The 21,877-nt window shown below is 68.2% G+C and carries 17 protein-coding genes; 6 read left to right on the plus strand and 11 right to left on the minus strand.

Features of this window, described 5'->3' with window-relative positions; genetic code table 11:
* Positions 1-65: 65 nt before the first annotated feature.
* Complete coding sequence (locus AC5DRG_RS07200) at positions 66-1,037, plus strand: class I SAM-dependent methyltransferase (protein WP_491808939.1); 972 nt, start codon at positions 66-68, stop codon at positions 1,035-1,037.
* Between the two features lie 13 nt (positions 1,038-1,050).
* On the opposite strand, the gene AC5DRG_RS07205 is transcribed toward AC5DRG_RS07200, so the two are convergent.
* The 3 genes from AC5DRG_RS07205 to AC5DRG_RS07215 are packed head-to-tail and all read right to left on the minus strand — an operon-like array spanning position 1,051 to position 3,820.
* A complete protein-coding gene (locus AC5DRG_RS07205; RefSeq protein ID WP_491808941.1) occupies positions 1,051-1,998 on the minus strand; it encodes an NAD-dependent epimerase/dehydratase family protein in 948 nt (315 codons plus the stop codon).
* Complete coding sequence (locus AC5DRG_RS07210) at positions 1,998-2,723, minus strand: sugar transferase (RefSeq protein ID WP_491808943.1); 726 nt, start codon at positions 2,721-2,723, stop codon at positions 1,998-2,000. Before AC5DRG_RS07210 ends, AC5DRG_RS07205 begins: the two co-directional genes overlap by 1 nt.
* Positions 2,724-2,755: 32 nt before the next feature.
* Positions 2,756-3,820: a glycosyltransferase gene (locus tag AC5DRG_RS07215; RefSeq protein WP_491808945.1), complete on the minus strand. Its 1,065-nt coding sequence runs from the start codon at positions 3,818-3,820 to the stop codon at positions 2,756-2,758.
* A gap of 113 nt (positions 3,821-3,933) precedes the next feature.
* Between AC5DRG_RS07215 and AC5DRG_RS07220 the strand changes: the two genes are divergently transcribed.
* On the plus strand, positions 3,934-5,352 hold the full coding sequence (locus tag AC5DRG_RS07220) for a tyrosine-protein kinase domain-containing protein (protein ID WP_491808947.1): 1,419 nt from the start codon (positions 3,934-3,936) through the stop codon (positions 5,350-5,352).
* An 18-nt stretch (positions 5,353-5,370) separates the two neighbouring features.
* Positions 5,371-6,741 (plus strand): O-antigen ligase family protein, encoded by a 1,371-nt coding sequence (locus AC5DRG_RS07225; RefSeq protein ID WP_491808949.1) that lies wholly within the window; start codon positions 5,371-5,373, stop codon positions 6,739-6,741.
* Here the strand turns inward: AC5DRG_RS07225 and AC5DRG_RS07230 are convergent.
* The 3 genes from AC5DRG_RS07230 to AC5DRG_RS07240 all read right to left on the minus strand — a co-directional run bounded on the left by AC5DRG_RS07230 (position 6,713) and on the right by AC5DRG_RS07240 (position 10,260).
* A complete protein-coding gene (locus AC5DRG_RS07230) occupies positions 6,713-7,765 on the minus strand; it encodes a hypothetical protein (protein ID WP_491808951.1) in 1,053 nt (350 codons plus the stop codon). The two genes, AC5DRG_RS07225 and AC5DRG_RS07230, sit on opposite strands and share 29 nt — an antisense overlap.
* Positions 7,766-8,014: 249 nt before the next feature.
* On the minus strand, positions 8,015-9,268 hold the full coding sequence (locus tag AC5DRG_RS07235) for a nucleotide sugar dehydrogenase (RefSeq protein WP_491808953.1): 1,254 nt from the start codon (positions 9,266-9,268) through the stop codon (positions 8,015-8,017).
* Positions 9,265-10,260 (minus strand): NAD-dependent epimerase/dehydratase family protein, encoded by a 996-nt coding sequence (locus AC5DRG_RS07240; RefSeq protein WP_491808955.1) that lies wholly within the window; start codon positions 10,258-10,260, stop codon positions 9,265-9,267. Before AC5DRG_RS07240 ends, AC5DRG_RS07235 begins: the two co-directional genes overlap by 4 nt.
* A 208-nt stretch (positions 10,261-10,468) precedes the next feature.
* On the opposite strand from AC5DRG_RS07240, the gene AC5DRG_RS07245 reads away from it, so the two are divergent.
* Positions 10,469-11,521: a glycosyltransferase family 2 protein gene (locus AC5DRG_RS07245; RefSeq protein WP_491808957.1), complete on the plus strand. Its 1,053-nt coding sequence runs from the start codon at positions 10,469-10,471 to the stop codon at positions 11,519-11,521.
* A 102-nt stretch (positions 11,522-11,623) separates the two neighbouring features.
* Here the strand turns inward: AC5DRG_RS07245 and AC5DRG_RS07250 are convergent, their stop codons facing one another.
* From AC5DRG_RS07250 to AC5DRG_RS07265, 4 genes are read right to left on the minus strand one after another with little or no spacing between them, the layout of a single operon-like run.
* Complete coding sequence (locus AC5DRG_RS07250) at positions 11,624-12,820, minus strand: glycosyltransferase family protein (protein WP_491808959.1); 1,197 nt, start codon at positions 12,818-12,820, stop codon at positions 11,624-11,626.
* Entirely contained in the window at positions 12,766-14,424 is a 1,659-nt protein-coding gene (locus AC5DRG_RS07255; RefSeq protein WP_491808961.1) for a lipopolysaccharide biosynthesis protein, read from the minus strand. The genes AC5DRG_RS07250 and AC5DRG_RS07255 overlap by 55 nt, the downstream gene beginning before the upstream one ends.
* A 9-nt stretch (positions 14,425-14,433) precedes the next feature.
* On the minus strand, positions 14,434-15,468 hold the full coding sequence (locus tag AC5DRG_RS07260) for an LCP family protein (protein WP_491808963.1): 1,035 nt from the start codon (positions 15,466-15,468) through the stop codon (positions 14,434-14,436).
* Positions 15,468-16,073, minus strand: coding sequence for a DegT/DnrJ/EryC1/StrS family aminotransferase (locus AC5DRG_RS07265; protein WP_491808965.1), 606 nt, complete (start codon positions 16,071-16,073; stop codon positions 15,468-15,470). Before AC5DRG_RS07265 ends, AC5DRG_RS07260 begins: the two co-directional genes overlap by 1 nt.
* Before the next feature lie 213 nt (positions 16,074-16,286).
* On the opposite strand from AC5DRG_RS07265, the gene AC5DRG_RS07270 reads away from it, so the two are divergent.
* Entirely contained in the window at positions 16,287-17,117 is an 831-nt protein-coding gene (locus AC5DRG_RS07270) for a TetR/AcrR family transcriptional regulator (RefSeq protein WP_491808967.1), read from the plus strand.
* Positions 17,118-17,176: 59 nt separating this feature from the next.
* Here AC5DRG_RS07270 and AC5DRG_RS07275 read toward each other — a convergent pair whose 3' ends face one another.
* Positions 17,177-18,367, minus strand: coding sequence for an MFS transporter (locus AC5DRG_RS07275; protein WP_491808969.1), 1,191 nt, complete (start codon positions 18,365-18,367; stop codon positions 17,177-17,179).
* Positions 18,368-18,674: 307 nt separating this feature from the next.
* On the opposite strand from AC5DRG_RS07275, the gene AC5DRG_RS07280 reads away from it, so the two are divergent.
* Positions 18,675-21,854, plus strand: coding sequence for a putative bifunctional diguanylate cyclase/phosphodiesterase (locus tag AC5DRG_RS07280; protein ID WP_491808971.1), 3,180 nt, complete (start codon positions 18,675-18,677; stop codon positions 21,852-21,854).
* Positions 21,855-21,877 lie beyond the last annotated feature (23 nt).

Below are 21,877 nucleotides of genomic sequence, written 5' to 3' on the forward strand. Positions count from 1 at the left end.
GCCGGTACGGGCCGGGCCGTCGATACTGACCCGAGGAGGGCCCCAGGCCCTACGGAGGAGCGCCCATGGCCCTGGTCGAACTGGAACGCGTCAGGCATCTGCTGGTGTGTCCGCGCTGCCGGTCCCCGCTGGCCGATGGGCGCGGGGCGTTCCACTGCACATCGCCCGGCTGCCCGTACCACGCGTCGGCGGACTTCCCCGTGACGGGGAGGTGGCCGGTCCTCGTCGACTTCGAGCGCAGCGTTCTGAACCGCGAGGCACTCTCAACCGGGGCAAACTGTGAGGGCCTCACATCTCCGAACCCCGCCGCGCGTGTCGATCGGCTGCCCGCCGTGCTGGCCCGCGTCTGGAAGCCGCCCAATCGCGTCGCGCCCCGGAACGTCGATCTGCTGCTACGGGGTCTCCTCGGCCCCGCCCCGAGGCTGCTGGTGGTCGGCGGAGCCACGGTCGGCAACGGTGTGGACGCCGTCTACCGCGATCCCCGTGTCCAGGTGATCGGATTCGACATCGCCCCCAGCCCGGTGACCCAGTTCGTCGCGGACGCCCACCAGATCCCGCTGCCCACGGGCAGCGTCGACGCGGTACTGGTGCAGGCCGTGCTGGAGCACGTACTCGACCCGGCGCTGGTCGTCACCGAGATCCACCGCGTCCTGAAGGACGACGGACTCGTCTACGCGGAGACCCCTTTCCTGCAACAGGTGCACGCCGGCGCGTACGACTTCACACGCTTCACCGCGAGTGGCCACCGCTATCTCTTCCGGCGGTTCGAGGAACTCGGCGCCGGTCCGGTCGCGGGCCCCGGCACCCAACTGCTGTGGAGCGTCGACCACTTGGTCCGCGGGCTGACACGTTCCGCCCTCACGGGCCGCGTCGTGCGGGGACTGTTGTGCTGGCTGCGCGCCCTCGACCGCCTGGTCCCGGCGAGCTTCGCGGCGGACGACGCCTCCGCCTACTACTTCCTGGGGCGCAAGCGGGACGGCGCGATGTCGGCGGCGGAGATCGTGGCTTACTACCGCGGCGCGCAGAAGGACGGCTGAAGCCGCCCGGCGGTCATACGGCCGGCACCGGCCGGCCCGTGCGCACGGCTTCCACCATCGCCGCGAGTCCTTCCCGTACGTCCGTCGCGGGCCGGTAACCGAAGGCCTGGCGCGCGAGCGTGATGTCGGCGGCGGTACGGCGGGCATCGCCGGGCGGGCGGGGCATCCGGACCACGCGGACGGAGGCCCCGAACAGCCGGAGCAGGGCGATGACCTGATTCATCGTCACCTCGCAGCCGCCGCCGACGTTGGCCACGCCGCTCCACGAGGAGAGTGCCGCGCGGCGCATGGCGGTCACCACGTCTGTGACATAGGTGAAGTCGCGGCTCTGTTCACCATCGCCGTACAGCGGGAACGGCCGCTGGTGGAGGGCGGCCGTGACCAGCCGGGAGAAGGCCATGTCGGGTCGCTGCCGGGGGCCGTAGACGCTGAACAGCCGCAGGGAGGCGGTGGGAACACCGAAAGCGGTGCGGTAGGTCTCGCACAGATGCTCCGCGGCCAGTTTGGTCACGCCGTACGGGGACACAGGGCTGGGGCGGAGTGCCTCGCTGGTCGGGTACGTCTCGGCGTCCCCGTAGACCGACGAGCTGGAGGCGAAGACCAGCCGGCGCAGTCCGGTGGCGCGGGCCGCCTCCAGTACGCGCTGGGTGACCAGGACGTTGCGTTCCACGTAGACGGCGAACTCCGGGCCCCAGGAGTCGCGTACGCCGGGCTGGCCCGCGAGGTGATAGACGGCGTCGGCGCCGGCGAAGATCGGTTCCAGGGCGGACGCCATCAGATCCACCCGACGGAAGGTGAACCGGTCCCGGCTCAGGAGTGGGTCGAGGTTCTCCCGCTTTCGCCCGGGGTCGTAGTAGTCCGTCATCGCGTCGACGCCCGTCACGTCGTCGCCGCAGGACAGCAGGTGTTCGCACAGATGGGAGCCGATGAATCCGGCTGCCCCGGTCACTACGGCACGCATCAGGACCGTCCCTCCTCGGTGCACCGTGTCGCGTCCCTGACCGGCGGGTCGGAGGATCCGCCGGAACGGTCCCAGGTGGCGGACAGGAGGTACCACAGTGTTCGGGCGATGTAGCGCACGACGGTGGTCAGGGTGATGTGCGCCAGAAGCTCCGCGTTCATCGCGGCGCGGCGCGGAACCATGACCGAGAGGTAGTACTCCTCCGGATCCGGCATGCCGTCGAGCAGCGCCGCGTGTGAGCGCGAGAGGAGCTGGCAGGGCCCCGTGAGCCCGGGGCGGTGGCGGAACATCCACCGGTACTCCGGCGGAAATCGGCGGGCCAGTTCGGCGGGTTCCGGGCGCGGGCCGACCAGGGTCATGTCGCCACGCAGGACGTTGAACAGTTGCGGCAGTTCGTCGAGGGCGAAGCGTCTGAGCAGGCGTCCCGTGCCGGTCACGCGTGGGTCGCAGCCGCTGGTGAGTCGGGGACCGGTGGCGTCGGGCCGCATGGTGCGGAACTTGTAGAGGGTGAACTCACGTCCGCCTTCCCCCATGCGTTGCTGTCGGAAGATCGTCGGTCGACCACTCGTGGTGCGCACCAGCACGGCCAGAAACAGCAGCAGCGGCGACATCAGGAGAAGCAGTACCAGGGCGACGGCGATGTCCAGAGCCCGGCGCGACACCGTGAGCCGCACCGGGGTCATGGGCGGCTGAACCTGCCGGTGAAGGTGACGAGTGGTGTGCATGGAAGGTATTCCTTCGTCGATTCCGGTCTCGGTCATGACGCCGCCTCCCCGAGTTCCAGGGCCGCCGTCCATCGGGGAAGCCAGGCGTCGTAGGAGTACCGTCGGCCGACGACTGCCCGGGCACCGCGTCCCAGCAGCTCCCGGGTGGCGTCCGAGCCGTCCAGCAGCCCCTGGATCGCTTCGGCCCATTCACCGTTGTCACGGGCGGCCGGCATCCGGAACTGGTGCAGGATGTCGGCGTTCACGCCGATCGGTGTGGCCACCGCGGGCAGGCCCGCGGCGCCGTACTGGAGCAGCTTGTAGCCGCATTTGCCCAGGCTGTAGTCGGTCGCCGGGAGTGGCATGAGACCGATGTCGACGTCGGCCAGTGCGGTTCGCTGGCTGTCAGGGCTCCAGGCGACACGGTCGATCAAGGCTTCCATGCGGCCCAGAGAGAGCCGCGTCGCACCGACGAGCGTCAGGCGGGCGCCACAGCGGCGGTGCACCTCCTCCAGGGCTCCCGCCATCAGGAGCAAGTACGCCTCATTGTGGAGCGAGCCGATCCAGCCGAGCCGCGGTGGGTCGTGCAGCGCGTAGGAGGTCTTCGGTGTGTAGTCCTCCGGCGCCACACAGCTGGGGATCACCACGACATCGCGATGGTGTCGTGCGGCCCAGTCCGCGAGAACATCGTTGCCCGCGATGACCCGGTCCGCATGACTCACGGCTGTCCGTACCTTGCCGGCCTTCGGCGCCAGCCTGCGGGCCAGACCACCGGCACCCCGGTCCCACTGCAGGGCGTCGTCGAAGTCGTACACGGCGAATTCCGCGCAGGTGAGCAGCCGCCGTTCCCACCAGCCGCGGCTGAGCGGGGACGCCTCCCGATGCAGCAGCAGGCGTCGCGGTCGCGTGGACGAGAGGCGGCGCAGCCGCAGTTCCGCCCGCGCCACGGACACGGGATGCCGGGCCAGCCGGGACGGGGCGGCATCGGCGAGTGAGGCATAGCTGCTGACCGTGAAGTCCGTGTCGACGCGGTCCAGCCATTCGAAGACGCGGACCCGCGAACTGCCGGCTCTCCGGCCATAGGGGGTGATCGCGCAGTGATCCAGGAGACGATCCATGGCTTCACATCCCGGGCTAAACGCTGATACCGTACATTTACGTTGTAAACAAGAATATGCCCTTATCTCCATGCAGGGTCAAGTTGCCCGCGCGGATACGCAGAGGAGCTCCCATGGATCTCCGCGAATACATCGATGTGCTGCGCCAGCGGTGGCGGTTCGTCGTGGTGTGCGTCCTTCTGGGACTGGCGGCAGCCGTTGCCGTGACGGTCCTGACGCCGCGCACCTATACGGCGAAGGCTCAGCTGTTCATCGCCACCAGCGACAAGGACAGCGCCAACGCGTACGCGGGCGGTCTGTTCACGCAGCAGCGAGTCAAGTCCTATACGAAGATCGCCAACAGCCAGGCGATACTCGATGAAGTCATCTCGCGGCTGGGTCTGAACGCCACACCCGAGCAACTGGCGAAGAAGATCAGCGCGCAGGCGCCGCTCGACACCACCCTGGTCGACATTCGGGTTCAGGACCGGTCCGCCACACGTGCGCAGGCGATCGCCGACGAGACAGCCGTCGAGTTCACGAAGTACATCGACAGCATCGAGAAGTCCTCGGCGGACGCCCCACCGCTGGTCAAGGCCAGCGTGGTCGGTGACCCGGAGCCTCCGTCGACGCCGACGAGCCCCCGTCCGGCACTGAATCTGGCGATCGGACTGCTCTTCGGACTCGTCGTCGGCACGGCGGGCTCCGTACTGCGTCATGCGCTGGATGCCAGTGTGCGCTCGCCGGGCGACGTCCGTCGTCGTCTGGACCTCACGACGCTAGGCGCTCTCCCGAAGCCCCACCGGCTTCGGTCGCGCGCGAGAACCCCGGCCGGTACGACGCGGCGCGACGAGGCGTTGAGTCAGCTTCGGGCCCGTCTTCGCTTCTCCAGCAAGGGCCGCATGCCGAGTTCGCTGCTCGTCACCAGCAGTCTCCCCGGCGAAGGCAGGACCGAGACCGCCATCGATCTGGCCACGAACGTCGCGCGAACCGGTCGGCGCGTCGTTCTCGTCGAGGCGGACCTTCGCAGACCACGCCTGGCCGAAGCGCTCGGCCTTCGTGACACAGCCGGACTGACCGACGTCGTCACCGGTGGAGTGACACTCGGCGACGCCCTTCAGAGCTGGGACGCCGGGCCGATACGGGTGCTGACAAGCGGCGCTCCGCCGCCGGACCCGAGCGCACTGCTCTCGTCCCGGTACATGACCCAACTGTTGCGCACGCTCGAGGCGGACGCCGATCTCGTGGTGGTGGACAGCCCGCCGCTGCTGCCCTTCGCTGACGCGGCGATCCTCGCCTCGGAGACGGAGGGCGTGCTCCTCGTCATCCGGGTCGGCAGGACCCGCTACGACCTGGTCCGCCGTGCGCTCGACAGCCTGGCCGCCGCCCGTGGCCACGTCCTGGGTGCCGTTCTCACCGGCACGCCGCCCGAGAAGCTCACCGGCAGGCACCCTCGCGGCGAACCGGAGTGGCGGAGCGGTGCTCCGACACCGGAGCACGGGCCGCCGCCGGTATCCGCCGACATCCGCGACCCGGCCGGACACGGCCGGTAGGCATAGGGGAGGCTCCGGATGACGCAGGAGCAGTCCACCGCGATACTGATCATCGGGATCCTGGCGCTGCTGTCTCTGATCCCCTGGACGATGGCCCTCCGCAGGGCCGGCCACTTCGGTGACTGGGATCTCACCGCGACACTGGTCTTCCTGGCCGGAGTGCTGGCCAACCTGCCCGCCATCGTGTATGTGATCGCCGGCGGCCGACAGGAGCGCCTGGACCCCCTGGGCGATACCGTGATCGGGTTCCCGGACTGGGTGAACCGGGTGGCCGCTGTATCCAACGGTGTGCTGTTTCTCGGGTGCCTGGTCTTCGTCGTCCACCGGCTGCTGATCGCGCGGGCTCGCATCAACGCCGCACCACTCGTCGCCGTCGTACTCGTCCTGGTACTCGCCGCCTCCGACGGCCTGCACGGACAGCAGCTCTGGACGCCCAGACAGCTCACCCTTCTCGCGGCCCTGCTCGCGGCGGCGGTCGCGCGTCCAGGGCGCTCCGCGTTGCTCGGCGGTGCAGCCGTCGCGATGCTGTACACCGTGCTGGGCGGGATCGAGGCGCTCATCGAGCCGGCCACCGTCATACGGCCCTGCCGCAGCGACAACGCATGCAGTGTCCTCGGGGTCCTGTACGCGGGCGTCTTCACGAACGAGAACATCTTCAGTCTGCTGCTGGTCGTGTGCATACCCTTCGTCTGGCTGGGCCTGCGCGGACGCGTACGCATCGTTCTGGCGTGTTACCTCGCTTTCGTGGCGGTTGCCACCGGCAGCGCACTGGCCGCGGCAACGGCAATCGCCGCGGTGGCCCTTCTCGCGATGCTGCGCCCCAGGCTCCTGGACGAAGAGGCCGGTGGGGCCCAAGGAGCGACACCCGGACGCAACCTCCTGGCCGGGGTCACCCTCGCCGCGGCGGCCGCCGTCGGTCTCGCCATACCTTTCCGCCATGTGGCCTCCGGCGACCTCGGATTGCGTGGCGCCATCTGGGACCTGGCGAAGGAGGAGTGGACCGGCTCACCGCTCCTCGGGTACGGAGGCAAAGCCTGGTCAGGCAAATATCACCAGGGCGAGATTCCCGCGGCTGTCTCGCCCTCGCTGCACAATCAATGGATAGACGTCCTGTACGCGGGCGGAGTCATCGGACTCGTTCTCTTCGCCGGACTGTTGGTATTTCTCCTGTTCCGGGGCGGCACCAGAGGATTTCCCGCGGCGGCCTGTGTCCTGCTCCCCGTCCTGCTCTCCTCGGTCCTGGAACGTCCCTGGTCCTTCAGCATCAGCAATTCGCTGACCTTCGCACTCGTTGCGGCCACGCTCATGCCGATCGGTGCGCGCATCCGGGCGGAGATCCTCGACGGGCCGCCCCGGTCAGCTATGCATAGTGCGGATCGTCATTCGTAAGGGGCGTTGCCACTCCGATGAACGCGTTGCCGGTCGACGCACCCAGAGCACCCTTGTAGTTGTATACGCCCCACTGCATACCATTGAATGTGTTGTCGTACACATTCGCGCCGATGTAGTGGCTGATGCAGGCTCCGAACCTGTTCGCACTTCCCATGTCGTGGATGTTGTTCCGGTAGACGTTCAGGTTCGTCGCGGCGTTGAACGGACCGCCACTGATGCCGATGATCATGACGCCGTGCGTGAACCTGGTTCCACTGATGTTGTTGTCGCAGATATTGATGTTGTTGGCTGCCGCATTCTGGAAGCCGCTGTATACAATACCCGGCAGCGTACCCGTACCGGTCGTGGAACCGCCCACGATGGTGTTGTGGTGAACGAATACATCGGAAAGGGTCTCGCTGGACGAGTTGGGCTCAATGTCGATCGGCCCGGGCATCCCGGAGCGCGAACACTTGGTAAAAGTGTTGTTGTGCACCTCGATCTGCCTGCCGGTGACGATGGAAACACCGTTCCGGTTGAAGTGCTCGGACGTGAACGTATTGTTCGGCCCAACAACACAGTTCCTGGCGGAACTTCCAAGGTTCACATAGACGCCGTCGCCGATGATATTACTGAACTCGCAATTCGTGACAACGACGTCACTGAAGTTTCCATGGATCTTCACGCAGTGGCGGAATTGGGACCAGGTGGCTCCCTGGTTCGACGCACGCCCGTCGAACTTGAGGTTGTCAATCGTGACGCCCGATCCACTCACCGTCAGGATCGCGTCGCTTTGAGTGGTCGACGCGGTGGAGTTGTCCGGGAACCGCAGGATTGAACCGTTGCCCTCGACGTAGCAGTTGGACGGAATCGACAGCGACGTGACCGTATACGTCCGCCCCACCGGGAAGACGAGGCGCTTGCCGACGGCAGCGTTGGCCGCCAACTGAGGCGTAGCGTAGTCCGCTACGAGAACACTGCCGCTGTTGCTGGAAGGGCGTCGCCCGGCAGCCAGAAGAGGGATTGACGCCAGCGCCAGCATCGCCCTTCGGGAGACAGGGCTGGAACTGGAGAACATCTCCGTGTGTGATCTCTGTGCTCGGAACAAACCAGGAACTCCGTGTGCATGGATGAATTTCAGCGGCCGGCGCCGCTCGAGTGGCGCACTCTACCCGGAGTCCACTGAATCGCCAGACTTGACATATCGCGGATTTCCCCAACTTGATCTTCAACCTGCGCGGCGTGGTCGCGGGGGCGCTGCAGTTACCGACACAGCAATTCCCCAAACGCGCTACAGCAATTCGGCGCCCGAGCGGGTGTAGCCCTGTGCGTCCAGGGTGAGCGGCGCGGCAGCCACGATCGCGTTCAGGTCGTACGCCGTGTGAGCCTGGAGGAGGACGGTCAGGTCTGCCGCCGCCGCCGCCTGCACGATGCTCGCCGCCCGGCCCACCGGCTCGCCGTCCACGGTGAACCGGTCCACGTACGGGTCGTGGTAGATGAGGTCCGCGGACTCGGCTCGCAGCCCCCGCACGATCGGCCGCGCCGGCGTCTCACGCAAGTCGGAGACGTCCGCTTTGTACGTCACTCCGGCCAGCAGAACGGTGGCGCCCTTGAGCGGCTTGCCGATGCCGCCCAGCACTTCGGCGGCGCGCCGGACCACGTACGCGGGCATGCCTTGGTTGATCTCCTGTGCCAGCTCGACCAGCCGCACCGCGCTGCCGGCCCTGCGTGCCTGGTGGATCAGGTAGTTCGGGTCGACCGGGATGCAGTGCCCGCCGACGCCCGGCCCCGGCCGGAATGCCTGGAAGCCGAACGGCTTGGTGGCCGCGCACTCGATCGCGTCCCACAGGTCGACGTCCAGATCGTGGGCGACCATGGCGAGTTCGTTCACCAGCGCGATGTTGACGTTCCGGTAGGTGTTCTCGAGCAGCTTGGCCATCTCCGCCTCACGGGTGCCCTTGGCCACCACCACTCTGTCGCAGACCTTGCCGTAGAACGCGGCGGCGATCTGGGCGCAGCCGGGTGTGAGACCGCCCACCACCTTGGGTGTGTTGCGCAGCCCGAAGCCCGTGTTGCCCGGGTCGATCCGCTCGGGGGAGAAAGCCAGATGGAAGTCGGCCCCGGCAGTCAGCCCCGTGGCCTGCTCCAGGACCGGGCACACGACCTCGTCGGTCGTGCCCGGGTACGTCGTCGACTCCAGCACCACGAGCATGCCCCGGCCGACGTAAGGGGCAAGCGTTTCGGTGGCTCGACGGACCGGCGCGAGGTCCGGGCTGCCGTCGGCATGGAGCGGCGTCGGTACGCAGATCACCACCACCTGCGCGGTGCCCAGCACGGACGGTTCGTCGGTGGCGGTGAAACCGGCGGCGAGCATGGCCCGCACATCGGCGTCGGACACATCGTCCACGTGGGACCGGCCCGCGTTGAGCCCTGCCACCACACGGTGGCTCACGTCGTACCCGGTCACGCCCAGCCCGACCGCGGCCGCCTCCCGGGCCAGCGGCAGCCCGACATAGCCGAGCCCCATCACAGCGAGGTCTGTCATCTCGACTCCTTGTGCACGGCGCCCACGGCGTCCCGGATGCCTCCGCGCCTGTCGGCCGCCACTGCGGCGATCATTTCGTCGAGGCCCGTCCGCGGCCGGAATCCGATCAGTTCGCGTGCCCTGGTCGTGTCGGGCATCCGGCGCGCCATGTCCTCGAAGCCGGGCCCGTATGCCCGCTCGTACGGGATGTGGACGACCGGGCTGTCCGATCCGGTGACGCGCAGGACACGGTCGGCGAGCTCTCGGACGGACACCTCCTCCGTGCCGCCGAGGTTGAACACACGGCCGTACGCGCGTTCGTCCATCGCCAGCGCCGCCAGGGCGGGGACGATGTCGCCGACCGCGCAGAAGCACCGCCGCTGGGTGCCGTCTCCGTGGACGGTGAGCGGCCGGCCGGCCAGCGCCTGCCCGACGAGGGTCGGCAGGACCATGCCGTAGCGACCGGTCTGCCGAGGACCCACGACATTGAACGGCCGCACCATCACGGCCCGCAGACCGTGCTGGCGCCAGTAGCAGTACGCCATCAGCTCGTCGAGCCCCTTGGCCGCGGCGTACGACCAGCGGCTCTTGAGCGGTGAGCCGAGGACACGGTCGTCGTCCTCGTTGAGGCTGTCCTTGGCGTTCTTGCCGTACACCTCGGACGTGGAGGCGAGCAGCAGCCGCGCCCCATGGCGCTGGGCGGCCTCCAGCACGGTCTCGGTGCCCCGCAGGTTCATGTGCAGGGACTCCAGCGGCCGGTTCACGATGGTGTGCACCCCGACGGCGGCGGCGAGGTGGAAGACGGCCTCGCAGCCGTCCGTCGCCTTCTCCACCACCCCCTCGTCGAGGATCGAGCCCTCGACGGGCGTGACCTTGTCGGCCACCTGCGCGAGGTTCACCGCCGAACCGGTGCTGAAGTCGTCGAGCACCACTACGTCATGGCCCAGGACGAGCAAGTGCTCGACCAGATGCGAGCCGATGAAACCGGCGCCGCCGGTGACGAGCGCCCTCACGGTGACCGCCTCCGTGCGGGAACGGCCCGTCCTTCCCAGTACTCCGGAGTGATCGGGCGGTGATCCACGAGCCGTCCCATGGCTTCACATCCCTCGCTATAAGCTGATATCGTACATTTACGTCGTAAACATCAATATGCTCTCATCATCGCACGAGGTCAAGTGGGTCGGGACAGTTGCGGAGGGCAGCACCGAGGAGGGCTCGGGCATGGCGAACCAGACGCTGTCGAGGAACCGCACCGAGCCCGGCCCCGCACCGTCGGCAGGGACAGAGGGCGCACCGCCGGGCCTCGACATCGTGGTGGTCAACTGGAACACGGGCCGGTATCTGCGGAACTGCCTTGCCTCCATTGCGGCCGCCCGGCGCAGCGCCTACACGCTCGACTCGGTGGTCGTGGTGGACAACGCGTCCAGCGATGGATCGGCCGACCATCTCGACGACCTACCACTGCCGCTGCGTGTCATCCACAACGCGGAGAATGACGGATTCGCCACCGCCTGCAACCAAGGTGCGCGCGAGGGCTTCGCTCCCTTCGTCCTGTTCCTCAACCCGGACACCGTGCTGTTTCCCGAGACGCTCGACCAGGCCCTCACTTTCCTGGCCCTGCCCGAGGCAGCGCGCGTCGGCATCTGCGGTGCCCAGATGATGAGCGACGACGGAACGCTCATGAACTCATGTGCCCGGTTCCCGCGACTGCCCATGTTCCTGGCCAAGGCCACCGGCCTCGCTCAACTGTTTCCGTCACTCTTTCCAAGACAGTGGATATCGGTCGGTGAGATCAGCGGCAGCCAACCCGTGGATCAAGTGATCGGCGCCTTCTTCCTCATGCGGCGGCCACTGTTCGAGGACCTGGGAGGTTTCGACGAACGCTTCTTTCTCTACTATGAGGAGGTCGAACTCGCATATCGGGTCCGACAAGCCGGTTTTTACAGCTATTTCCTCGCAGATGCCAGAGTGATCCATAAAGGTGGCGTCAGCTCCTCTCAAATACTGGGACGACGGCTCTTCTACGTTCTGCGCAGCCGGACTGATTTTGCCCGTATGCACTGGCCGCACTGGCAGACTCTGACACTCGTAGGAATCACACTTGCGATCGAAATACCGGTCCGGATCGCGCTGGCACTCAGCAGAGGAAGGCGGCGTGAAGTCGGCGCCGTCGCCGCTGCGGCATGGTGGTACACAAAATATATGGCTTCTGTACTGCGGCAGCTCAGAAATCGCCGCCGAGGAAGTCATCGGAATACAACGGGGACAGATTGATAACTGGACGAGGCAGACATCGCCGATCGTTCGGGAAATTTCGTGATCACGACCAGATCGCGTGTATTCTCTGACAGGACTCTCTCACCCGTCGGTTGCCGGTTACCGGTGTCGGGTCCGTCCTGCGGCCGGGAGCCGTGCCTCTTCCTGGAGCGTTCCGTCCAGCAGCCGCTCCAATGGCTCCAGGGTCCGGTTCCAGTCCAGTCGACGTGCCTGTTCGTAAGCTTCGTCGGCGACCGTCCGCCACTCCGCCTCGTGACTCAGTGCGCCGATGACGGCGGCGAAGTCATGCTCGCTGTACGGCACGGACCCGCGCAGAAGGTCCAGATGGCGCCGCCAATCGGGGACCAGGACAGGCAGCCCGTACGCCAGGTACTGCAGGTGCTTGGCCGAGAAGCCCTCTTGGCGGATGAGGTCCTGAGTGCATGTGATCAACCCGAACTGGTAGTCCTTGAGCGTGTCGGGAGGGGCATAGCCGCGGTAGTGCAGCCCGAGAGACGGATCCGGCGGCGGCCCGCCGTAGACGTCGATGTGCGGGTACTGCCGGCTCAGCCCCGACAGCAGGGGAAGGTTGATGAACTTCCCGCTGAGCGAGCCCATGTAGACCACTCGTGGCGGATCGGCGAACCGCGCCCGGGTGGCAGACGGTGTGCAACCCCAGTTGAGCTGAACGAAGTTGCGCCCGCTGATCCCATACTGTGCCTGGGCGTACCGGCCGTAGCTCTCCCAGGAGAACGACAGGTGTTCCATGCCCTCGAGGAAATGCTTCTCCCAGCGGCGGAACCTGCTGTGCTGGCGTCGGGTGAGCCTGCCTTCGGCGAGCACCTCGTCGGCCCACGGGTTGGGGCAGTCGTACAACGTCTTGGCCGAGGTACCCGTCGTCAGCACACCGGCGTCGTACGGGGTCTCGCAGATGACGAGGTCGAAGTCGTCGAGTGCCAGGTCGGTTTCGAGGAGACGCCGCCGCAGGCGGTGATCCGTCATCAGCACGTGGTACGAGAGGTGACGTCGTCCGAATCCCCATCTGCGGGTGAGGAGCTTGGATGCGACATCGTTCATGTAGAGAGCCAGTCTGCCGGGACGCAGGGAGCCCGGGAGCATCCGCCCGAGGGAGCCACGTGCGCTGGAGGCCCGCGCCATGCAGTAAGTGTCCACCAAATGGACGTCGTGACCGTGTTCCCGCAGGTACCGTTCGATGGCCAGGGGCTTGACACTGTTCGCGAACCCGTCGAGCTGAGCCACGATCAGGACGCGCTTGGGCCGTCCGCTGCCGAGCTCTTCCGGTGTCGTTGGAGCCATGCTGTCTCCTCCTTCACGGGCACGCGCGTCGGCGTACGGGGACCACGTGTGAGGTCGCGGGCCATGAGTGACCATGCGACCCCGAGACCGGCGAGCACGGGCAGACCGGCCAGCAGCAGGGGCAGCGCGCCGTGCCACCCCAGCCTCAGCACCAGGATCTCCCCGATGCCGGCCGTGAGCACGGCCAGCACGGTCGCCGGCACCCATCGCTTCGGCAAGGGCTGCTCCCGAAGATCCGCCAGCCGCCGGCACAGGACGATGTAGTACAGGGAGCCGGTCATGATGCCGATCGAGGTCGCCAGAACGACGCCGACGACTCCGAACAGCATGGTCAGCGGCACCGTGAGAGCCAGGTTCACCGCTGTCGAGCACCAGGAGTAGCGGGTCTCGAGCCCGGGGCGGCCGACCGCTCGGACGAAGCAAGTACGCATGCCGGTGAACGCCACCTGCACCATGTATCCGGCCACAAGGACGGCGGCCACCGCTCCGCTGAGGGCCAGCCCGGCGCCCAGCCACACCAGGACCGCCGGCCCCACCGCCACCGTCGTGACCGCCCCGTAGGTGAGGACCACCGGCAGCCAGCGGGACTGCAGGACGTGGAACTCCCGCACTGCTCCGGTGAGGCTGTGCTCGGCGTAGACGTGCGTCATCCGGGTGAGGATCGGAGGGAAGGCGTAGAGCGGCAGGCTGCGCAGGGCGGTCGCCGCCTGGTACCCGGCGGCGTAGATGCCCACGTACCGCACGGGCAGCAGCGCGGCGATCACGAGGGCGTCGATCTCTCCGTTGAGGAAGACGGTAAAGCCCGACAACTGCATGCGGGAGGCATAGCCGACGAACTCGCGTCGCTCGGCCGGCAGCGGCAGCAGCGGTCGCCGGATGCGGATGTGCCGTACGCCCGCACAGAATCCGCCGACCGTCACCAGCATGTATCTGACCGTGGTCAGCACTGCGAGCAGCGGCAGGTCCTGCCCACTGTCGATGAGCACCACCACGGCTATGGCGTACGTCAGACACGACCCTCCGCTGACGGCCGCGAGCCTGCGGAAGCGGGCGTTCGCCTGCAGCAGCGCGATGGCGGAGTTGGAGACCAGGGCAAGGGTGAGGAGTGGGCCGAGGGCCAGCAGCAGTTGCTCGGCTTCCGCGGTCAGTCCCGGTGGAACGTCCAGTGCGGACACGACGGCGGGTCCGACCAGCACACTGAGCCCGGTGACGAGCGCGCCCAGCGCGAGGAAGACCGCCACCGACCCGACGACCAGTCGCCCCGTGCCGTCCCGGTCGCCGCGGGCGCCGTGATAGGCGTAGAAACGTGCGAGTGACGCGCCGACTCCCCCGTCCAGCACGGTGAGGGTGGCCAGGAAGGTCAAAATCAGCGCCCAGACACCGAACCGATCGAGTCCCAGTCGACCCATCAGGTAGGGCGTCAGCGCCAGATTGGTGAGCAGGGGCGCGATCTGTGCCAGGGCGCTGAAGCCCATGCCGGAGAAGAGAGCCCGGGCCGGGGTGACGGACACGGTGGCGCGCGTGTCTGCCGGTCCCGCCTGTCCGTCGTGGTGCGGGGTGGTCGGCGAGCCGGGGTATCGCTTGACATGGCGGCGGAGGAGCACGTGAGTGCCTCACTTCCCGTTGCCGGGCGGGTGTCCGGTCTCGATCCCGTGGCACAGCGTCCGCAGGCCGTCCCGGTCGAGGATCAGGGCGTATTGGCCGTCGATCATGGCCGAACGGACAATGGGTGCGGTCGTGAAGTAGGTGTCCGCGGAGCCCAGGTGGCGCAGACCGAACGTCAGATCACGCAGATCGCTGTTGGACATGTGGTCGTCCACGCTCACGGTGCTGGTGATCGCGTCGAGCATCCGGTCGACCTTCAGCGGGTTGGTGACACTCACGTCGTTGCGGATCTCGCCGACGAGAGCCTTGAGGAACTGCTGCTGCCGTTTGATCCGGTCCAGCTCGCCGCCGGGCAGACCGTGGCGCTGGCGGACGTAGGAGAGCGCCTCCTCGCCGTTCATGGTGTGGGTCCCGGCCTTGAAGTGCCGCTGCTGCTGCGGGTCGTAGGAGTCTGCGTGCACGGTGATCGGGACGCCACCGACCCTGTCGGTGAGGGATCTGAAGCCGTGCCAGTCGACGACGGCGAAATGATCGACCCTGACTGCGGTGAGCTGCTCGACCGTCTGGATGAGGAGAGGAGGGCCGCCCCAGGAGAACGCGGCGTTGATCTTCGCGGATCCGTGCCCGGGGATGGGCACCCAGCTGTCCCTCGGTATCGACACGGTGTACGACTCGCGCTCGCCGGGGCCGAGGTGCACCAGCATGAGCGTGTCGCTGCGCTGGGCGCCGAACTTCCACAAGTCGGCTTCGGCGTCGTCACCCGTGGTCGGCCTCGGGGAGCGGCTGTCGACTCCGGCCAGGAGAAAAGTGATGCCGTCACCGGTCTGGGGCGGCCGCGGGCCGTCCGGGAAGGCGTCAGGTATCCGGGTGACCTGGTCGCCGTAATGGTCGGTGGCCCACCAGACACCCCCGACGCCGAGCCCGACCAGACCGAGCACGACGACGACCAGGCATATCAACAGGCGCCGCAGCCACCGGCGGCGTGGCCGGGTGTCCGTCCCGAGAGCCTGCCTCGGCGTCCACCGGGGCCACCGCGCGGACATCACAGGCCCCCCGAGTACCGGCGGGCCCATGCGGCACGTGGCCGAGCCGTGCGGCTCAGGAGGGTGCCCCGTTCCGCGGGCCGCCGCGGCGTGATCCGGGCCGGCTCTCCGCAGATCCGGTCGACCTCCCGCTCGGTGAGGAAGGGGTGCAGGGGCAAGGACAGCAGTTCGGGGAAGAGCGTGTCGGCTCCCGGCAGGCCACCGGGCGGAGTGATCGCCGCGCGTCGGACGTACGGCATGTGGTGCAGGGGGATGAAGTGGACGGAGGTGCCGATGCCGCGCTCCCCCAGCTGTTCGATCAGTTCGTCGCGGCCCATCCCGTACTCCTCCTCCAGCACCCGCACCACGTACAGGTGACGGCCACGCATGTTGGCTTTGAGGCCCGCCTCCTCGACGGTGTACCGCCAGCCGCCGTCCGGCAGGTTCCGTCGCCGGGCGTCGGCGGACATTCCGTGGAGCCTCGCGCGCCGGATCCGAACGGCCAGTTCCGGCTCCCCCTCGCGCTCCGTGGTGAGGGCGTCGGCGAGTGGCACACCGTTCAGGGCCGGCCGGACGCGATCGGCTTGGTCGGGTCGGGGCAGGAGTCGAAGCCGGTGGACTGTCATTTGCTGCTCCCCCCTTCTTGTCTCTCCGGGGGAATGTCTTGTCTCTCTCCGACGGAATGACGACGCCTCCGTGTACAACGGCACGGCCGAGCGTGCGAGCGGGAGCACACGATTAGGCGTATATTTACGTCGTATACGTACACTTTCCCCCCGGAGGCGCATAGAGTCAACACGAGCGGGACACGACGTGGGCCGACCAGCCGGAGGCGAAGCATGGCCAAGGACCAGGCGCAGGAGAAGGACGAGGGCCCCGGGGCCCGCCCCGCGCGGCGTGCCAGCGACCGCGGCCACTACGGCCGACTGAGCCGGGAGCGCGTGCTGACCAGCGCTCTGGAGCTGGTGGACCGCGAGGGCCTCTCGGCACTGAGCATGCGCCGGCTGGGCGCCGAGCTCGGCGTGGAAGCGATGGCGCTCTACCGGTACGCGGCGAGCAAGGACGCGCTGCTGGACGGTCTGGTCGAAGCCCTGTACCTCGAACTGGAGGAACATCTGACGGCAGGTCCCGGCACGACGGCGGCCGGGGCCGAGGCCCAGGCGCACGCTCCCGCATGGCGCGCCGAACTCCACCGGATCGCGCGGGCGACGTACGACGTCTGTCTGGCCCACCCCCAGGTGATGCCGCTTCTCTCCACACGCATGCTGGCGGTCCCGCTGGCCCGGCGGCCGCTCGCTGTCCTGAGGCATCACGAGCGGGTGCTCGCCCTGCTCCAGGGCGCCGGGCTCGACGAGGCCCGTTCCTCCGCCGTCTTCCGCGCCTTCACCGGCTGGGTCCTCGGCTATGTGTCCGTCGAACTGCAGGCCATGGTGGACAACCCCGAGGAACCGGATCCCTCGTTCCGCCTCGGACTGCACCGTATGCCGCCCCAGGAACTGCCCAGGCTCCGAGAAGCCGCCATCACCCTCGCCGAGCAGGGCGGCCCGGAGGGTCTGGCCGCCGGTCTCGACGCGCTGCTCGACCGTTTCATCCGTGCGCATGCGGAGCGGGAACCCCGGCAGACGAGGACCGGCCCTGACGAGCCGCCCACCAGGGACGTCCAGGGCTGAGCGGGCCATGGCGGCCGGGTCCGCCACAGGTCCGCCTCCGCGGGATGCGCGCCGGTGACTCACGGCGCGTCCGCGCGGGTCAGCCGTGGCAGGGCCAGGGAGACCGTCGAGGCGGCGAGGAGGGCCGCCGCGCACGGCGCCCAGTAGCCCGCCGCGGCCCCCGCCGCGTCGATCAACCACCCGGACGTGGCATAACCCAGCGCCACCCCGACGGAGAGGCCCGAGACGACCCAGGTGATGCTCTCGGTGAGCTGGGCGGCCGGCGCCAGGTGGGCCACCAGCCCCATCGTGGTGATCAGGGTCGGCGCGACGAACATGCCGGCCACGAAGAGCACCACCGCCAGCACCGCGAGACTCGGCGCGAACAACAGCGGTGCCGTCGTCACCGCCATCGCCCAGACGCTGACCAGCAATCGCCGCGTGATCGCCCCCCGCGGCCTCATCGCGCCGAAGACCGCGCCCGCCAGGCCCGAGCCGAGCGCGTACACGCCCAGCAGCAGACCGGAGAGCGCCTTGTGGTCGTGTGCGCCGGCGTACCCCACCGTCGCGACCTCCACCGAGCCGTAGGACGCGCCCACCGACGTCAGCGTCAGAACCAACAGGCCCAGTCCCGGGATGCGCAGCGCGGAGCCCCCGGCGCGTTGCGGCGCAGGGCGCACCGGCGGTTCCGTACGCCGCTGGGCGGCGAACAGCAGGACGCCGCCGGCGAGCAGGACCGCGGCCGTCAGCGGTCCTGCCTCGGCGAAAACGCTGGTCGACAGTGTGATCGCCAGGACCGGGCCGACGACGTAGACCACCTCGTCGAGCACCGACTCCAGTGCGTACGCGGTGTGCAGCAGCCGTGGTGACCTCCGATGGAGCTCCGACCAGCGGGACCTGACGAGCGCGCCCATGCTGGGCATGCAGCCCGCCACCGCCGCCGCGACGTACAGCGTCCAGTCCGGGGCGCCGTACCGGACGCACAGCAGCAGCGCACAGATGGCGGCGACCGTCACGGCTGTCGCCGGGAGAACGACCCGGCGCTGGCCATGGCGGTCGACCAGCCGGGAGATCTGCGGTCCGACCGCCGCGCCGGCGAGCGCCTGCGTGGCGGAGACCGAGCCCGCGAGCCAGTACTCACCACCGAGCTGCGACACCATGGTGACGATGCCGACGCCGATCATCGACTGCGGAAGGCGCGAAATGAAGCCCGCGGTGGAGAAGAGCAGACTGCCTGCAGGGGAGAAGATCCGGCGGTAATCGGAGAGCATGGGACTCCACGCTCCGTCAGGAGCCGATCGTCGCTGGGCGGATCCGGTCCGGTTTCCGCGTCCTCCAATTCCACGTCCTCCAATTCCACGTCCTCCATTTTCCCGCATGGCGGGGTGTCCCGCGACGCGTCCCGTGACGCGTCATCTCTCCCTGCACGTGCGGGAAATGGCGAGCCGAGTTAGCTTTAGGGAAGACACGTCGATGTCTCGGCGAGAAGAAGCCCGCATTCCGGCGACCCGCCGTCGCCCGGTGCCGTTCGCCCAGCTCGGTCCCCCGGCAAGTGCCCCTCCCAGGAGGTTAGTTGGGATGAACGCGCGACTGCGAAGCCAGGCCGCGATGGCAATCGTCAGCACATGCGTCGTCGTGCTGACCGCGTTCTACTACATATTCCCGGAACAGCGGATGATCTTCGTCGCCATTGGAGCGACCGGTGTCGTCGGTATTGTCCTGGGTATCCGTCTCAACCGCCCCGCGCATCGACTCCCCTGGCTGTTGCTCGCCGCGGGAAACTTCGCCTTCGCCGCGGGGCAGGCCACCCAGATCGTCCTTATCCAGTTACTCGACGAAGAAGTCCCGTTCCCATCGATCGCCGACGGCTTCTATCTCGCGGCATATCCGCTCTACGCGGCCGGGCTGCTGGGTTTCGTCCACTGGCGCACGAGTTGGCGCGACCGGGCGAGCCTCGTCGACGCGCTGACGCTGACAGTCGGCCTGGCGCTGCTGTCGTGGCTCTTCCTCATCGATCCGTACGCCCGCGTCGAGGGCCTCACCTGGGTGCAGAAGGCGTTCGCCATCGCCTATCCGCTCGGCGACATCCTCGTCCTGGCGATGCTGCTGCGCCTGCTCGCCGGCCGTGGCGGCAAGAGCATCTCGCTCATGCTGCTCACCGCGGGCACCGTCGGCCTGCTCACCGCCGACGTGCTCTACGGCCTGATCCAACTGAACGGGACGTGGCGCACGGGTAGCGCGGTCGAACTCGGCTGGGCCCTCCTGTACGGCGCCTGGGCGGCCGCCGCGCTCCATCCGTCCATGCGGTCGCTGACGCAGCCGGTGCCATGGCGCGCCGAGACCGGCACCGGCCGACTGAGCCTGCTCACCCTGGCGTCGCTGATCGCACCGGGCATCCTCCTGACGGAGGCGGTGCGCGGCGTGAGGTCCAACGTCGGCGTCATCGGGGTGTTCTCCGCGGTGCTCTTCCTCCTCGTGCTCTACCGCCTGGCGGGCGTGGTGGCGACCCACCGGCGGGCGGTCGGCCGGGAGAAGGTGCTGCGCAACACGGTGTCGTCGCTGGGCGGAGCGGGCGATCTGCGGGATGTGGCCGCCGCCGTCCACGCCGCGGTGACGGAGCTGATGTCGCACGGCCCGCCGCGTTCCGCGCTGCTCACCCTGCCGGACAACACGCTCTGGGTGAACGGGGCGCACGGCGGCGTACGCGGGCCCCTGTCCGCGCGGGCGACCGCAGCCGTACGGGAACTGATCGCGTCCGGCGAGAACCGCCTGGTGACCCTCGACGGTGTGGGGCTCGATCTTGCCGCCCACCTCACGGGCTCGGACGCGGAGCCGACCCGCACCGTCCACGCGCTGGTCTGTCCGCTCACCTCGCAGGATCACCCTTCGGGCGACCTGCTGGTCGGGGCGCTGATCGTGGCCGGGAACGAGCACGACCTGCTCATGCTCCGCGACACGCTGGCGACTCTCGCCGCGCAGACGGCACTTGCCGCGGCGCGGGTCACCCTCGCCGAGGAGGTCAACCGGCGCAACAGCGAGATGTACTTCCGCACGCTGGTGCAGAACGCCTCCGACGTCATCCTGATCCTCGACGAGGACGACCGGGTCCGTTATGCCAGCCCCTCCGCCGACCAGGTGCTGGGCGTTCCGAACCTGGAGGGCACCCACCTCATCAATCTGGTGCCGCCGCAGGACAGCCGGGCGGTGGTCGAGACGCTCGGCCGGATACGGAGCCACGAGTACCAGACCAGGCGCGAGCACTGGCGCATGGTCCGCACCGACCGGGCGACCATCGAGGTCGAGGTGAGGTGGAGCGACCTGCGCGAGGAGGCGACCGTCGGCGGGGTGGTGCTCACCCTGCGGGACGTGACCGAACAGCGCAAGCTCGAACGCGAACTCACCCACCAGGCGTTCCACGACTCGCTCACCGGCCTGGCCAACCGCGTGCTCTTCCAGGAGCGGGTCAACCACGCCCTGGTGCAGGCTCAGCGAGAGGGCACGGTGGTCGGCGTGCTCTTCGTCGACGTGGACGACTTCAAGGTCGTCAACGACATACACGGCCACAGTGTGGGCGACGAGCTCCTGGTCGCGCTGTCACTCCGGCTGCAGACCACCGTCCGTGCCTCCGACACCGCCGCGCGCATCGGCGGAGACGAGTTCGCACTGCTGGTGGAGGGCTCCGTCACGCCGGCGGGCGTGGAGAGGTTCACCGAACACGTGATGACCGTGTTCAGTGAACCGTTCCGGCTCAGTGTGGGACCGATCAGCACATACGCCAGCGTCGGCGTCGCGACCACGGACGACAGCATCGACTCGGTCGAACTGCTGACACACGCCGATCTCGCGCTGTACGCGGCGAAGACGGCGGGCAAGCGCCAGTGGCGCCGCTACCACCCGGAACTGCAGAGCGGAATGGCCGAGCGTGCCAAGTTGCAGGAGGGCCTGGACAGTTCGTCGATCGAGACGTCGTTCATGGTGCTTTACCAGCCCATCGTGGAGCTGACCAGCGGGCGGATCGCCGGCTTCGAGGCGCTCCTTCGCTGGCCCCACGCCACGCGCGGCATGGTGCCGCCGGAGCAGTTCATCACGCTGGCCGAGGAGAGCGGGCAGATCGTCCCGCTCGGCGCCTGGGTGCTTGACCAGGCCGCAGCCGAAGCTGTCCGGTGGGAGGACTCCGTGCTGCGCGGCGGGTCGGCCGACCGCAACGCGCCTTACATCAGCGTGAACGTGTCACCGCGTCAGTTCCGGGACGAGGAGTTCTACAACGTGGTCCGGCGTGCCCTGGAACTCTCCGGCATCCAACCGTCGTCTCTCGTACTGGAACTGACCGAGAGCGTGCTGCTGTACAACGACGAACGTATCCTGGCCGAGATGAGTTCGCTCACCGACCTCGGTATCCGTATCGCGATCGACGATTTCGGAACGGGCTACTCGTCACTGAGCTATCTGCGCGAGTTCCCCATCTCGATACTCAAGATCGACAAGTCGTTCGTCGACGAACTCGGGCGCTCGTCCGAACAGTACGCCCTGGTCGAGGGCATCACGCATCTCGCGGACTCGCTCGGCCTCACGGTGATCGCCGAAGGAGTGGAGGACGTGAGACAGCAGGAGCTGCTGGTCTCCATGGGCTGCCCGCTCGGCCAGGGGTACCTCTTCGCCGAGCCGGTCAGCGCCGAGGAGGCGGAGCAGCTCGTCCTCGCGCCACCGCTCGGCCACCTGGCCGGATTGCCTGTGACGCCCGCGGAAGGGGAGGGGTGATGGCGGCGGCCCTCTCTCGCGAG

It is taken from the genome of Streptomyces sp. JLBG701, from assembly GCF_058544905.1.

Excerpts from the sequence above, each read along its gene's own strand:
- AC5DRG_RS07215 (WP_491808945.1), bottom strand. The coding sequence starts at position 3,820 with ATGGATCGTCTCCTGGATCACTGCGCGATCACCCCCTATGGCCGGAGA.
- AC5DRG_RS07235 (WP_491808953.1), bottom strand. The coding sequence starts at position 9,268 with ATGACAGACCTCGCTGTGATGGGGCTCGGCTATGTCGGGCTGCCGCTG.
- AC5DRG_RS07270 (WP_491808967.1), top strand. The coding sequence starts at position 16,287 with ATGGCCAAGGACCAGGCGCAGGAGAAGGACGAGGGCCCCGGGGCCCGC.
- AC5DRG_RS07230 (WP_491808951.1), bottom strand. The coding sequence starts at position 7,765 with ATGCTGGCGCTGGCGTCAATCCCTCTTCTGGCTGCCGGGCGACGCCCT.
- AC5DRG_RS07210 (WP_491808943.1), bottom strand. The coding sequence starts at position 2,723 with ATGCACACCACTCGTCACCTTCACCGGCAGGTTCAGCCGCCCATGACC.
- AC5DRG_RS07280 (WP_491808971.1), top strand. The coding sequence starts at position 18,675 with ATGAACGCGCGACTGCGAAGCCAGGCCGCGATGGCAATCGTCAGCACA.
- AC5DRG_RS07265 (WP_491808965.1), bottom strand. The coding sequence starts at position 16,073 with ATGACAGTCCACCGGCTTCGACTCCTGCCCCGACCCGACCAAGCCGAT.
- AC5DRG_RS07250 (WP_491808959.1), bottom strand. The coding sequence starts at position 12,820 with ATGGCTCCAACGACACCGGAAGAGCTCGGCAGCGGACGGCCCAAGCGC.
- AC5DRG_RS07200 (WP_491808939.1), top strand. The coding sequence starts at position 66 with ATGGCCCTGGTCGAACTGGAACGCGTCAGGCATCTGCTGGTGTGTCCG.
- AC5DRG_RS07205 (WP_491808941.1), bottom strand. The coding sequence starts at position 1,998 with ATGCGTGCCGTAGTGACCGGGGCAGCCGGATTCATCGGCTCCCATCTG.
- AC5DRG_RS07260 (WP_491808963.1), bottom strand. The coding sequence starts at position 15,468 with ATGTCCGCGCGGTGGCCCCGGTGGACGCCGAGGCAGGCTCTCGGGACG.
- AC5DRG_RS07220 (WP_491808947.1), top strand. The coding sequence starts at position 3,934 with ATGGATCTCCGCGAATACATCGATGTGCTGCGCCAGCGGTGGCGGTTC.
- AC5DRG_RS07245 (WP_491808957.1), top strand. The coding sequence starts at position 10,469 with ATGGCGAACCAGACGCTGTCGAGGAACCGCACCGAGCCCGGCCCCGCA.
- AC5DRG_RS07275 (WP_491808969.1), bottom strand. The coding sequence starts at position 18,367 with ATGCTCTCCGATTACCGCCGGATCTTCTCCCCTGCAGGCAGTCTGCTC.
- AC5DRG_RS07225 (WP_491808949.1), top strand. The coding sequence starts at position 5,371 with ATGACGCAGGAGCAGTCCACCGCGATACTGATCATCGGGATCCTGGCG.